The 13,619-nt window shown below is 68.3% G+C and carries 12 protein-coding genes; 4 read left to right on the top strand and 8 right to left on the bottom strand.

The window, feature by feature from the left end; genetic code table 11:
* Positions 1–96 precede the first annotated feature (96 nt).
* Complete coding sequence (locus Vqi01_RS09405; protein ID WP_204034278.1) at positions 97–492, top strand: cupin domain-containing protein; 396 nt, start codon at positions 97–99, stop codon at positions 490–492.
* Between the two features lie 317 nt (positions 493–809).
* Here the strand turns inward: Vqi01_RS09405 and Vqi01_RS09400 are convergent, their stop codons facing one another.
* Together Vqi01_RS09400 and Vqi01_RS09395 are read right to left on the bottom strand one after the other, a co-directional pair.
* Positions 810–1,874, bottom strand: a complete 1,065-nt coding sequence (locus Vqi01_RS09400) for an aldo/keto reductase (protein WP_204034277.1) — start codon at positions 1,872–1,874, stop codon at positions 810–812.
* Positions 1,875–1,945: 71 nt separating this feature from the next.
* Complete coding sequence (locus Vqi01_RS09395; protein ID WP_239098282.1) at positions 1,946–2,716, bottom strand: SDR family oxidoreductase; 771 nt, start codon at positions 2,714–2,716, stop codon at positions 1,946–1,948.
* On the opposite strand from Vqi01_RS09395, the gene Vqi01_RS09390 reads away from it, so the two are divergent.
* Both Vqi01_RS09390 and Vqi01_RS09385 read left to right on the top strand, forming a co-directional pair.
* Positions 2,703–3,374, top strand: coding sequence for a TetR/AcrR family transcriptional regulator (locus Vqi01_RS09390; protein WP_204034276.1), 672 nt, complete (start codon positions 2,703–2,705; stop codon positions 3,372–3,374). The genes Vqi01_RS09395 and Vqi01_RS09390 overlap by 14 nt on opposite strands.
* 46 nt (positions 3,375–3,420) lie before the next feature.
* Entirely contained in the window at positions 3,421–3,813 is a 393-nt protein-coding gene (locus Vqi01_RS09385; RefSeq protein WP_204034275.1) for a hypothetical protein, read from the top strand.
* Positions 3,814–3,996: 183 nt separating this feature from the next.
* Here the strand turns inward: Vqi01_RS09385 and Vqi01_RS09380 are convergent, their stop codons facing one another.
* On the bottom strand, positions 3,997–5,136 hold the full coding sequence (locus Vqi01_RS09380; protein WP_204034274.1) for an amidohydrolase family protein: 1,140 nt from the start codon (positions 5,134–5,136) through the stop codon (positions 3,997–3,999).
* Between the two features lie 193 nt (positions 5,137–5,329).
* Here Vqi01_RS09380 and Vqi01_RS09375 point away from each other — a divergent pair, with 193 nt between their 5' ends.
* On the top strand, positions 5,330–6,301 hold the full coding sequence (locus tag Vqi01_RS09375) for a sigma-70 family RNA polymerase sigma factor (protein WP_239098281.1): 972 nt from the start codon (positions 5,330–5,332) through the stop codon (positions 6,299–6,301).
* Between the two features lie 274 nt (positions 6,302–6,575).
* On the opposite strand, the gene Vqi01_RS09370 is transcribed toward Vqi01_RS09375, so the two are convergent.
* The 5 genes from Vqi01_RS09370 to Vqi01_RS09350 form a co-directional block, all read right to left on the bottom strand.
* Positions 6,576–7,796: an ATP-grasp domain-containing protein gene (locus Vqi01_RS09370; protein ID WP_204034272.1), complete on the bottom strand. Its 1,221-nt coding sequence runs from the start codon at positions 7,794–7,796 to the stop codon at positions 6,576–6,578.
* A 2-nt stretch (positions 7,797–7,798) separates the two neighbouring features.
* Positions 7,799–9,052 (bottom strand): ATP-grasp domain-containing protein, encoded by a 1,254-nt coding sequence (locus Vqi01_RS09365; protein WP_204034271.1) that lies wholly within the window; start codon positions 9,050–9,052, stop codon positions 7,799–7,801.
* Positions 9,045–10,724: an O-succinylbenzoic acid-CoA ligase family protein gene (locus tag Vqi01_RS09360; protein ID WP_204034270.1), complete on the bottom strand. Its 1,680-nt coding sequence runs from the start codon at positions 10,722–10,724 to the stop codon at positions 9,045–9,047. Before Vqi01_RS09360 ends, Vqi01_RS09365 begins: the two co-directional genes overlap by 8 nt.
* A gap of 364 nt (positions 10,725–11,088) precedes the next feature.
* Positions 11,089–12,312: an ATP-grasp domain-containing protein gene (locus Vqi01_RS09355; RefSeq protein ID WP_204034269.1), complete on the bottom strand. Its 1,224-nt coding sequence runs from the start codon at positions 12,310–12,312 to the stop codon at positions 11,089–11,091.
* Positions 12,313–12,314: 2 nt separating this feature from the next.
* Complete coding sequence (locus Vqi01_RS09350; protein WP_204034267.1) at positions 12,315–13,517, bottom strand: MFS transporter; 1,203 nt, start codon at positions 13,515–13,517, stop codon at positions 12,315–12,317.
* Positions 13,518–13,619 lie beyond the last annotated feature (102 nt).

The following is a 13,619-nucleotide window of genomic DNA, read 5'->3' as shown; positions in this document are numbered from 1 at the left end:
TGGGGCTGCGTCGACGAGACGGACTGCGAGGATTCTTGCGGCACGTGCGATTTCTAGCACTCACACAGACCATGCTCAACGGGCAAGGATTCACTCATGAGCCATGAACCCATCGCCCTCAGTGCGGCCCTGGCCTCCTTCGAAGCGTTGTGGAGCCCTCGCATCGTCGCACGCGTCAATGACTACGACGTGCGCGTCGCCAAGGTGGCGGGCGAGCACATCTGGCACGTCCACGACGACACCGATGAGCTCTTCCTGGTGCTCGACGGGGAGTTGTGCATCTCGTTGCGCGAGCCAGCTGGGGAACGCACGGTCCGGCTTGCGCAGGGCGCGGTCTTTACCGTCCCGCGAGGCACGCAGCACAGGCCGTATGCTCCCGCCGGCGCGGCGATCCTGATGTTCGAGCCCACAGGAACACCGACAGTCGGCGACCGCCACGACGAAATCCCCGACCACATCGACGCGACGACAGGCCACCTACTCGACTCCTGAGCGCCGGACATCGAGCCGTGACGGCTACCCGGCATGGCTGGGGGCCGGCCGAGGCGTTGCCCGCGGGCGCGGGCTCGCCCACTGCCAGCCTCTCGACGGCATCCCAGCACTCCGACGATCCCGGCGCAGCGCAAGGCCCGCCGCGAGTACGAGAACCGCGTCAACTCCCTCGTAGCCGACCCTCGGCGTTGAAAGACCGCCGAGACCGCAGCCCAGAACCCCACACAGGGCTACTCGCCACCTGGCCGTAGCTATACGAGGACAGGGCCTCGACGCGCGCACGGGGGCGGGGGTCTCGCCGCCCCCGTGCGCGTCCGTCAACGGCGGTCCTGGATCTTCAGGTCGCCGCGGGTCTGTACGCGGATGTGGTCACTGGCGAGCATGGCGTGGGGGAAGCCGAGATCGATCACGCTGACCTCGTCCAGGCGCGCCTTCTGGGACGGGGTGAGGTCGACCTCGAGGGCTCCCAGGTTCTCCTGCAGCTGTTCGACAGTTCGCGCCCCGATGATGGGCGCGGTCGCCCCTGGGTTGTGCAAGGTCCAGGCCAGTCCGACCTGTGCAGGGGTTCGGCCCAGTTCCGCCGCGACCTCCTTGACGACGTCCACGATGGCGAGGTTGCGCTCGGTCACTCCGCCCAGGGCCAGGTTGAAGGACTTGCGGGCGCTCTCACTCTGGTCGGACGCTGGTGCGGTCAAGTCCTGGCGGCTGTACTTGCCGGTGAGGACCCCACCCGCCAAGGGGGACCACAGCACGGTTCCCAGTCCCAGCTCCTGGGCCATCGGCAGAAGGTCACGCTCTCCGGTGCGTTCCACCAGGCTGTACTCCAGCTGCAGCGCCGTCAGTGGCGACCAGCCGCGCAGGTCGGCGATCGTCTGCATGCGTGAGATCTGCCAGGCCGGGGTGTTGGAGATGGCGACGTAGAGAATCTTGCCCTGGCGCACCAGGTCGTCCAGGCCGCGCAGGATCTCCTCCACGGGCGTGGTGGAGTCCCATACGTGCAGGTAGAGCAGGTCGATATAGTCAGTGTTCAGCTGCCGCAGGCTGGTCTCGACCGCGCCGAACAGGCTCTTCCGGCTGGCGCCGCCGGAGTTGGGGTCATCGGGCCGGCGCAGCGTCGTGTACTTGGTCGCAAGGACCAGACTGTCGCGCCGGTTGCGCGCGAACTCGCCGAGCATGCGCTCGGAGGTGCCGTTGGTGTAGGTGACTGCGGTGTCGATGAAGTTCCCACCCCGCTCGACGTAGAGGTCGAACAGTTTCCGCGCCTCGTTCTGCTCCGTGCCCCAGCCCCAGTCGTTGCCGAAGGTGGCCGCGCCGAGCGCGAGTGGTGAGACCCGAAGGCCGGAACGTCCCAGCTGCCGGTAGGTGTCGAGCGTGAGCGCCATCGTGTTCTCCGGTGAGGTGTGGTTCCTGACGTGTGTTGCGTGCGGGCCGGTCGTGGGCCCGTGGATACTCATCAGACGCCGAGCCCGTAGCCGCCGGCCACGGTGATGTCCTGGCCGGTGATGTAGCCGGCGGCGTCCGAGGCGAGGAAGGCGACTGCTTCCGCGACCTCCTGGCTGGATCCGAAGCGCTCGAAGGGGATCTTCGCGCGCATGGCGTCCCGGCCGCTCTGGGGAACTCCCAGCTTGTCGAACAGCGGGGTGTCGGTGGCCCCGGGACTCACGGCGTTGACGCGAATCTTGCGCGGAGCCAGTTCGAGCGCGAGCGAGGGCAGCATCGCCAGCAGCGCGCCGCGCGTCGCCGCCCCCACTGTGGCGCCAGGGCTGCCGCGACGGGACCCGATGCCCACGGTCAGCACGATCGAGCCACCGTTGTTCATGAGGGGAAGGGCCTTTTGGAGGGTGAAGTACTGGCCCTTGAAGTTGAGATCGGCGTGCTCGTCGAACGATTCCTCCGTCACCTCGGCTACTGGTGCCGGACGGAAGATCCCGGCGTTGAGGAAGAGCAGGTCCAGTGATCCGAAGCGCGTCGAGACGGCTGACATCAGAGCGTCGGTGTCGGAGAGCACGCGCGCATCGGATCGGACGACGAGCACGTCGTCGGGGAGCTCGGACCGTGCCCGTGCGAGGGAATGAGGATTCTGTCCGGTGACCGTGACCTGGTAGCCGCGGGCGTGCAGCAGCTCGGCCGTCGCTCTGCCGATCCCGGTCGTTCCCCCGGTGATGAGAGCTGTAGGCATGGCAGACCTTTCGTCGCTGAAGCAGTGGGTGATGACCGCGCACAACCGGGGATCTCCCCGGTTGTCTCACAGTACACTGAACCGGGGACATCCCCGAATCGTTTCCGAGCCTCATCCGACACTCACGATCGCGAAGGTCATGACACCTCCACGCAGTACCCTGCGCGCCGACGCGCAGCGCAACCGCGAGCACCTGATCGCCACGGCCGCCGAAGCCTTCGCATCCGGACGCGCGATCTCGCTGGACGCGATCGCCAAACGCGCGGGAGTGGGAAACGCCACCCTGTACCGGCACTTCCCCACCCGAGAGGATCTGGTCGAAGAGGTCTACCGGGACCAGATCCGCCCCTTGCGCGAAGATGCGCGCACCCTGCTGGCTACCGAGCCGCCCGCACAGGCCCTCCACGCGTGGATGCTCCGATTCGCCGACTGGGCCGGCGAACGACGCGGCATCTGCGAGGCCCTGGTCGCCATGAGCGCTTCCGGCCGCTTCGGCACCGGACCGGTCTGCGACGAGGTCCAGCAGGTCCTGGCGATGGTGCTCGAGGCCGGCGCCACAGCAGGAGAGCTGCGCAGCGACATCAACCCGGCCGAGGTAGGCGGCATCCTCGCCGGTTTGCTCTCCGTGGCCGGCGCACCCGAGCAGCGCCCCCAACTGAAGCGCATGCTGGACGTCGTCGTCGACGGACTCAGACCCCGCTAGGCGATACGCCAGCGGTTCGGCGAGGCGTCGGCCTAGGCCGGACGACATGGCCGCAGCGGTCGTGGTGCCCCAGACCTTGGTGAGGACCGTCGGGATGGTTGCCTACGTTCGGCTCGTTTCCCGCCTCGCGCCAGCGCCCGAACGGCTCGTCAGGTGTTCCACCTGGGCCGTTGCTTGCCGGTGGACCGACGACGGCCAGTTGGCGACCGAGACCGACGCCATCTTCATGCAGATCGGCATTGCCCAGCACGGCGTCATCCTCGCCCCGGTGAACACCTGCCCGGTGGCTCTTGGCGCATCTACGACCTGCAGTCACCGCGTGCCCTTTAACGGAGTTTCCGGCCACGTCCAAAGTGTGATGGCGGCCACGGTGACGTGGAAGGGCGGCTCTCCTCCGCTCAGAGGAACGTTCTACTCCCCCGGCTCCATCATCACCTGACCACTACCTCCGCTGGCAAGCCCTCCCGGAGCGGACGCTGACAGTCCGTCTGGGAGGGCTTCAGCACGTCCACCCCCACCAAAGTCAACTCGATTCAGGAGACCGGCCAGATCCGTGCGCGGGCGGCCCGCGACAAGGCCAACGCGTCCACGTCATGATGTGCGTCCTTCGCTCCGTGAGCGGCTATCGCGGCTGGCGGACGCCGCGGCGCCAGACGTCGACGATGTCGCTGGTGGCGGTGATGTCCCGGGTGGGATCACCCTCAACGAGGACAAGATCGGCACGCAGCCCGCCAGCGATGCGGCCACGGTCGGTCAGCCCGAAGTGGCGGGCCGGCCCGCTGGTGGCCGCGGCGAGCGCCTCCTCAGCGCTCAGACCGGCCTCGGTGAGCAACGCGAGCTCGCGATGCATGGCCGCGCCGTGTATCGGGGCGAACGGGTTGGCGTCGGTGCCGGCCAGCAGCGGCACGCCGGCCCGGTGCAGCGCGCGCGCCGCGTGGACGGAGTTGTCGGCACTGCCGGGACGCGCATGGTCCGCCGCTCCCGCCTGTCCGCTGATCGCTTCGAAATACGCCAGAGTGGTGACCACGAACACGCCCTGCGCGGCGATCCTGTCCGCGAGTTCGGATCCGACCGGATCGCCCGCGTCGGCGTCGGCGTACACGTGAGCCAGGCCGTCGATACCGGCATCGAGGGCGATCGTGACCTCCCGTGTGGTGACCGCGTGGGCGATGCTCATCAGCCCTGCGGCGTGCGCGGCCTCCACCAGCGCGGCCACGATCTCGGGCGTCAGCACCGGCAGCCGTGCGCCGTGCACGGCGCCGTCGTCAATAACGATCTTCAGGTAGTCGATTCCCTCGGCCAGTCGCGCTTCGACGAACCGTGCGGCCTGGCTCGGGTCGGCGATTGTGTCGAACGCCCCGACGGCGTCGCCGAACCCATCCAGCGTCGATGCGTCCAACCCGGCCATCACCTGGCTCGGGTGCCCGCCCGGGGCGGTGGCCAGCATCCCGGAACTACGCAGGTCCGCCACATCGTCGCGGCCGGCGGCCAACTCCCGTTGCCGGGCCAGGTTGCCGGGCAGGCAGAACATGTCCAGCTCGGTGGTGACGCCGAAGGCCAACGCCTCGGCGAGGCTGCCGTCGAAGGTGTGGGTGTGCGCGTCGATCAAGCCAGGAAGCAGCGTCTTGCCCGCTCCGTCCACCTCGACGTCGACCGGGCTGCCGTCCGGTTCGGCGATCCGGTCACCGTCGACCAGGACGTCGGCGCGGGACCTGGTCCGCTCACCGTCGAAGACCCGCACATTCGTGATCAGGGTACGCATCAAGTCCTCCTGGCGCTGCGTAGCGTGCCGAGGCGGAATGCCTCGGCGTACGCGACCCAAGAGGCGGGCCTGGACCGAGAATGTGACACCTGGAGCCGGTCCCGGAGAGGTGGATCACATCTGCGGGCGGCCACGTCACACCCGGGTGGCGATGCACCTCTGTGGGGTAGCAACCAGGAGGAGAGGAGCCATCGTGGCCGAAAGGCAAGCCAGCCCGAGCGAGGCGGCCGACCACGCGACGGACGTCTTTGTCGGGCACCGGGAGCTGCTGTTCTCGGTCGTGTACAACATGCTCGGCAGCGTCGCCGACACCGAGGACGTGCTCCAGGAGACCTGGCTGTCCTGGACCACCCGTACCCGGGCTCAGGACGCGCGGCAGATCGACAACCCGCGCGGCTATCTGGTGCGCATCGCGGTGAACCAGGCCCTCGCCAAGCGGACCGAGATCGACCGCCGCCGCGAGACCTATATCGGCCAGTGGCTCCCCGAGCCACTGGTCACCCCGCTCGCCGACACTGACCTCGCCGGCGATGCCGCCGACCCGGCGCTACGGGCCGACTCGACCTCGATGGCGCTGCTCGTGGTGCTGGAAACCCTCACCCCGCTGGAACGCGCGGTGTTCGTGCTGCACGAGGTGTTCGGCTACGCACACACCGAGATCGCCGACATGCTCGGCCGCAGCCCAGCCGCGGTACGCCAACTCGCGCACCGCGCCCGCGAACACGTGCACGCCCGACGTCCCCGCTACGAGCCGGATCCCAAGGTGCGGCGCGAGGTCACCGAACGGTTCCTGTCCGCCGCCCTCGGCGGCGACCTGCAAGCCCTCCTCAAGGTACTGGCGCCGGATGTGACCCTGTGGACCGACGGCGGCGGCAAAGGCCCGGCCACCAGCCTGCAGCCCATCCGCGGACGCAATGCCGTCGCCCAGACCCTGCTCGCGGTCGCCGCCAACGCTCACGGCCTCGACATCGGTTACCGCCGCGTCAACGGAGACCCGTCCGCGGTGCTCTTCGACAGCGGCTCACCAATCGCCGTCCTGGTCCTCGATCTCACCCCTGACCACCGGCGAGCAACCGGCGTCTACTCCGTCACCAACCCCGACAAACTCAATCGAATCAGAGGTCGAAACCTCCTAACCTCGCGAGCAGAGTCCACGCCCGACTGACCCGAAGAGGAGACCGATCATGAGGACGTCCAGCGGTTCCCGCGGCCCCTTGCAGTCCGTGGTTTCCTCGGCACAACCGTTGATCAGGACGGGACGCCTGCGCCGGAGTGGCGAGGGCCCGCAGGTGGTGGGGCACGGCGGGCATGACCCAGGCTCTCGAGCCCGCCCCAGCGCCGGATTCACGTTCACCGTGTTGGGCGAGGGCTAGCGTGGACGTAGCCGGGCGGGCGCGAACCGACCCGCCCGGCTGGCTCCTCGACCTCAACCAAGAGTTCTATGCCGCGCCGACTGGCTCGACCTCGATCTGGATCATCTTCCGGAGCCGCTGGAACGCCGTCTCCAATTCGGCCGGGTCGGCGGCGCCGAGCACCAGCACGCCGTGCCTGTCCGCGGACTCGTGCACCGGCCGGATCAGATCTCCCGCCCGCAGGGGGAGATCGGCGGCGAGTACGGCGTGATCCTCGTACAGCTCCGCCCAGCCCTGTACCCGGCGTACCCGCCCGGCGGGCAGGACGAGGAACTCGGCACCAGCCGCCCGGCTCGCTGCCGGCAACGGCGGGACAGCCACGTCCAGCAGATCGTCGATCAACGCCCCGTAAAGTTCGAGATCGGGATGCACATGCTCGACCATCGCGTGGATGAAGTCACCGCCGGGCCGGGCGTGGATCTCGCCCAACACCACGTTCGGGCCGTCCAACCAGAACTCGACGTGGAAGATTCCATGGGTGATGCCGACGGTCCTGAGGGCACGCTCCACCTCCTGCCGCGCCAACGTCGCCGTGGCGGCGTCCAACTGCGCCGGAACGCGGTGACCCGTCTCGACGAAGCCGGCGCCCGTGCTCTTGGCCGTCAGTGACAGCACGACCGGCGCCTGGTCGCACACCACGCCTTCGGCGGAGAACTCCGGCCCCGCGACGAACGTTTCGATGAGGAAAGGTGCGCCGGGGTTGAGCCTCGCGATCGCTCGGGCCAGCTCGGCCGAATCCGCGACGAGGGACACGCCCACGCTGCCCATCCCGTCGCGCGGTTTCACGATCCACGGACCGGGTGCCGTCGTGGCCAGGAAATGCCGCGCCGAGGGCTCGTCGGTCACCACGGCGCAGGCCGGTTGGCGGAAACCGGCTGCCCGCAGCGCCTGCCGGCACAGATCCTTCGTGCGGATCGTGCGTACCGCGTCCGGGCGGTTGCCGGCGAGCTTGCGCTCGTCGGCGATCGCCGCGACCGACTCGACGCACATTTCCCGAAAGGTCATGACCGCGTCGATGCGCTCCCGGTAGGTGGCCGCCCAGGATCGGGCGGCACCGGCGTCGTGCACGGGAAACGCGACGACGTCGTCAACCAGCTTCGGCGCGAACGCCCGCAGGTTGGCCGGCGTGTCGGCACCGACGAGCCGCACCCCGCGGCCTCTGGCCTGCGCGCTGAGCCTGCGCATCTGATCACGCCCGTGTGGGGTGGTCGACGCGCAGCCCAGCACCAGGACGGTGGACCGGGACACGATCAAGCCTCGCTGATGCCGACGCGGACCGCGTTCACCGCCCTGACCAGGCTGTCGTGAACCCGGTCCGCGCAATCGCCCACCGCCAGCACCGCCCCGATGGTGCTGGACATGTAATCCGCCGGCGGCAGTTTCACCAGCGCCCCCATCGGGCGTTCAACCACCACATGGCGGACCCCGGGAACCGTCAACGCCTCCGCGAGGCCGTCGAGCCCGACCAGCACCCCGGAACGGTCCGCCATGATTTTGCGGACGCCCGCGGACAACGGCTGCTCGCCGCCCAGCTCCGGGCGCTGACCGGTGGCCACCCGGATGACGTTCTCCGCGAACGGGTTGCCGGTCGCCAGGCCGACGAGGTGGGAGGTGATGAAATCACCGCCCACCCGGGCCGCGATCTCCACCAGTCTCGCTCGGCCGTCCGGGCTCACCATGCACTCCAGGTGGAAGGTGCAGTTGTCCAGACCGATCGCGGTGATGACCGTTCTGGTCAGCTCGTGCACCCGCGCCGACACGTCGGCCGGCAGCATGCTGGGGAAGGTGTGCGCGAGTTCCAGCCGGAACGGCTCGGTGGTCTGCTTGTCGGTGATTCCGGCGATGATGACGTCGCCCTGACTCACGAAGCCCTCTACGCTGTGTTCGGTGCCGGTGAGGAACTCCTCCAGGATCAGTTCGTTCGGGTTGTCCAGGAACACGCGGTCGACCTCGGGCCGGGTGTAGTGCATCAGCTCGTCGAACGCTGCACGCAGCTGCTCCTTGTCCCGCAGCACGAAGATGCCCTTGCTGCCCGAACCGGACGTGGGCTTCAGGACAGCCGGGAAACCGATGTCGTCGACGGCCTTGACGAGCTCCTCCCATGTGGTGATCCGGGTGAACCGCGGAATCGTGTCGGGATGTCCGGCCAACGCCTCACGCATCAGATACTTGTTGCGCGCGATGCGGGCCGCCGCCACTGTGGGCGCGGCAAGCCCGAGCCGCTCGGCGATGCGGCTCACGGTCTCCACGTCGCGGTCGGACCACGTGACCACACCGGCGACGGAATACGCGGCGACGATGGCCTCGACCGCGGCGTCCACCGCGCTCTGGTCGTAGGTGTCGACCTGGTGCACCACGCGCACGATCCGCTCCGGCAACCCGGCAGGCACCGTGTCCGCGATCAACGCGACCCCGTATCCGAGCCGGTGAGCCGCCTCGATGGCGGCGCTGTGTTCCAGGTGCGTCCTGCGCAGGTTGAGGAAGATGACGACGGGCTCAGACATGTGCTCGTTCCTTCGTGGCCACGCGGGCGTGACCGTATCGGGCTTGATACCACTGGTTGTCGAAATCGACGATATCCAGGGCTGCGGGGGCGCCCGGTTGCGCCAGCCGGTCCACGTGCGCCTGGTACAGGCAGCGCAGCAGCTCGCCGATGGCCATGGCAGCGCGCAGGTCGGACAGAGTGTACGGCTCCCCGGCCGCGCGCATGAGGCGGAAGTCGTGCATGCCGGGACGGTCGCAGCCGTCGACCACGACGCCGAACGGCACGCGGATGGCGTACCGGACGCTGTTGGCGACATGCCCAGTGTGATGCTGATCGGACCAGTCGGTGACGTCGGCCATGGTCGGCGCGAAGAACCAGTCACGGTCACCGCTGCGCTGGTGCACCCCGACGGTGTGCGGCAGGTAGTGCCACCCGTTGTACCGCATTCGGGCGCTGATCGCCCGAAGGACCTGCGGCAGTTGCTCCGGCACGTCGGTGAACAGCTCGATGAATGTCTGACTGGGTGTGACGCAGCAGTAGAAAGCGTTCGTCGTCCACGCCACCGGGTCCATGCGGTGCTCGCGTACCGCCCGAATCAATTCACCCACCCACCGCGGCCCGCGGGACATGCCGACATCCGATGCGGTGACGTCGGTGGCCACTTGCACCAGTTCGTGCAGCACCTGTTCGAAATAGCTGGTGAACCCGTTCGCGCCGGGCTGGTGCAGGTCCGCCATTCTCTGCGCGCATGCGGTCCGCACGGTTGCGAAGTCGGCCGGGATGGGACAACGGAGAAGGACGGCGAACGTCTTCACCACCGCCGGCGGAACGTCCGCGAGCGTGATGGGCCTGTCGGTCAGATGCTCCTGCTTGTTCAGGTTCAGGCCCTGGATCACCCGGTACGGCCGGATGCCCGCCGCCAGTGCCGCCGCCCGCCCGGCCGCGCTCGCCCGCGCCAGCACGGACAACCGCTCCCCGTTGGGAAGGCCCGCCACGTCCGGCTCGCTGGCACCGTAGCTGGCGATCCGCTGCCGCAGGAATGTCGTGAGCCGGTCCGGACGCAACTGCGTCCCGCTGAACTCCTCTGCCCGCACCGGTGGGCCTGAGGTGATGAGAGCGTGCAAACAGGCCAGGAAGCAGGCGTCCTGCGCGGTCCACTGACTCACCGGGGTGGCCGACAGCGCATTGAGCAGACAGCGGGGCGAATCGAACCGTAACGACTTGCCCACCAGGTTGCTTCCCTTGCCGAGGTTGGTGTAACAGCCGTCCCCGGTGTACAGCAGCACCGGGGCCATGTGCTGCAGCGAGAAGCGGACCTGTTCAATCATGGCGGCGACCCGCTCGATGGGCAGCGCGGCCAGCCAGGATCTGATCGCCTCCGCCTCGGCAGCGTCCCGCTGCGCCAGTGCGGCCAGTTGCGCGCTCAACTCGGCTGGCCGGCCGGTCAGCCAGTCGACCGAGCCGAGAAGGTGCACGTCGTCTGGCGTCTGCTGCCCGGCGGAAAGCATCCGCAGACGTCCGGTACGGGTCAGCACAAGCCGGTCCACGTCCTCCCGGTACGCGGCGAGCATGGCCCCGGCTGTTTCCGCCACCGCTAGCAGGTGCTCCTCGGGGCGAGTCAGCGCGGCCAGCCCGATCGGGACCGGAATCCGTTGCCCGAGCGACGCGGCGTACCGGGCGGCCTCGGCCACCCGGGCACATCGGGAACTGCTTCGTGCAACCCCTTCAACCAATGCCGAAAAGCCCTCGGCACGCAAAATCCCCACCCGAGTCCCCCAGGTCTCAACAGCTGATCTGGCTGGCGCTCCAGCCGCAATTGCCCGATCGGGAAGTTGGCGCAGTTCGTCGACCTGATCGGCACCGAAGTGGTGCCGATCAGGTCGCTGCGGATGCTGATGCTACTCGCTCACCTGGATGGCCGCCGTACCGTATGTCTGTTGTAGACTGTCATAATTGCGATAAACAATTAACTCGGGCGATGGTGCGGTTCGCGCACCGGGCCGTGGCCGGTCTGCCCGCCACCACCGACGGATTCGACCACCGGCTACCGGAGTACTACGCAGGAAGCACCTGCACCCTGCCGGCTGCCGTGCGGGCACGCTCCTCGGCCTCCTCCGGCGTTCCGCCGGTGGCGATCACCGAACCAACCCGGTCCCACGAGGACCGTAGATCGGACAGCCGATCACCCGGGCGGCGCAGCAGATCGACCCGTCGTACCCCCGGTTCGTTCTGCGCCGAAGCCACTCCCTCGATGGTGCCGATCAGACCGGGTTCCGCCGTGACGAAACGGATTGCCGCCGCACCGGCCGGATCGGCGGGAGGCCGTATCTCCCGGCCGGCCAGCAACCAGACCCACAGCTCGGTGAGGTTGGTGCCGTAGGCGAGGTCGATCAGATCCAGAATCTTGTCGCCGGGCGGCCGACCGGCGCACTCGATGAGAAAGATCTTGTCTGCGGCGCGTACCCATTCCGCGTGTAGAATTCCGGTGCCGAAGCCGACGGCACGCACCAGCTGCTCCGCAGCCTGCCGCCACGACGCCAGATCACCGCAGTCGACGGCGGACGCGGGCACGACATGACCCAACTCGACCGGGTACAGCCCGGCAGCGGTTCTCTTTGCCGTCACGTTGACGAACACGACCCGTCCGTCGGCGACGAGGCACTCCGTGCTGAACTCCGGGCCGTGCAGCCGATCCTCAACCAGGTAGCGCCACGTCATCGGCCGCTTCGCCACCTGGTTACCTTCATCCGCCTGCGAGCACTCACGCCAGGCCGCAGCCACGTCGGCGCCGGCGTCGAGCAGCACCACGCCGAGGCTCGCCTGCCGGTTCGCCGGCTTCACGACGCACGGGCGTCCGCCGGCGAAGTCCGCGATGTCGGCCGCCGAGCCGATCTCGCGGAACGCCGGGCTCGGCATGCCCGCCGCCGAGGTGACCTGACGAAGCGAGATCTTGTCCCGGAGGATCTGCGCCGCAGCACCTCCGGCCCCCGGCAAGGCGAGGAGGTCGGCCGCGCGGGCAGCAGCCGTCACCGCGTACTCCAGACCCGGTGCGACCGCGTCGATGCCGTCCAGCCCCGTGACGATGTCGAGGAACTGGTCGTCCTGCTGATACCGGCCGAACAGGACGTCGGCAAGGCAGGGATGCCTACTTGCCTTCGTCGCGAGGCCCTTGCTCTCCCAGAGATCCTGTTCCTCGAGTACGACGACGCTGATGGCCGGCTGCACACGGTCCAGGGCCGCGAGCACGCCATCGTTGTAACCGATCAGGAGCAGTCGCATGATCAGATAGTCCTCTGTGCGGGGTGGCGCAGGTAGGGCACAGCGGCGAGAACGCCGAAGACGGCGACGGCGCCCCAGTACACCGGCTGCATGTCGTGTTGCATGGCGGTGGCGAACAAGGCACCGCCGCAGAAGGCGCCGATCGACTCGCCAGCGGTGGCGGCGACCTGCCGAAGGTTGAACAACTCCACGACCGGACGGCCACCGGGAATCTCGCTGAACGCGGTGTTGACCGTTGGCGTGAAGAAGGTTTCAGCCAGCGAGAACACCGCCACCACCGCGAACACGCCGATCACCGCCGCGCCACCGACCGCCATCACCGCAAACGCCGCACCGAAGATCATCACACCGACGGTCAGGAAGCGCACCGACGATGTTCCCGTGCTCATGCGACGGGCCACATATGCGGAAACAGGCACCTGGAGCAGTACGACGAACACCGCGTTGGCGGTGAAGAAGCCGGCCCGCAACCCGACGGAGTCCGTCACATGTACGACGTGCAGCGCGATCGCGCTGAAGAACTGCGCGTACAGGAACCCACCCACCGCGGTGATCAACGAGACGCGCCGCACGTGTGGATCGGCCACCACGGCGCGGAGCAGACCGAGGCGCAACGGGGGACGCACATCTCCGTCCCTCGGTCGCATTCCCGACGGTACGAGAAGCGCAACCGCCACGGCCGCCAGCACGTACATCCCGGCCGCCACCAGCAGAAGCGGCGTGTACATGTCACGCCCGAGCATGACGTTCGCCAGGATCGGCCCGAGCGCCGCGGACACGTTGACCGCGACCTGGATCGCCGAGAACACGGTGTTGCGCCTGGCCGCGCTCTCCAGGGACATCGCGACGTACACCCGAGCCATGAGCCCGTTGGTGCTGATGCCGGTGCCGGCGAGGAGCAGGCAGCCCACGATGCCGAGGCGACCGGGCGCGACCGGCAGCAGAGCGAACCCGAATGCCGCCATCAGCAGCCCGGAAATCATGGCACGGCGAACAGGAACCTGGTGCAGTACGGTCGCGCAGAACAGCGACGCACCGCGTACCGCGAAGTTGAAAGCGAACAGAGCCGCCCCGATGAACCAGGGACCTGCATCCGGGAGCAGGCGTCCCAGCAACGGCGGCAGGACCGGGAGCACCGCGAAGAATCCCAAGTGGGACAGCAGATAGTCGAAAACGACCGGCACGCTCACACGTACAGGCGTCATCCCCGAACGGTCTTCGGCCGTGATCAATTCTCCCCGCAAATGACGTCCCTACACGACGGTCCGGTGCCGGTGCCGGCATATCCCCGATCGCCCGAAAGTATC

Source organism: Micromonospora qiuiae, from assembly GCF_016863555.1.
Lineage (GTDB): Bacteria > Actinomycetota > Actinomycetes > Mycobacteriales > Micromonosporaceae > Micromonospora > Micromonospora qiuiae.
This window is presented reverse-complemented; position numbering and strand designations above follow the sequence as displayed.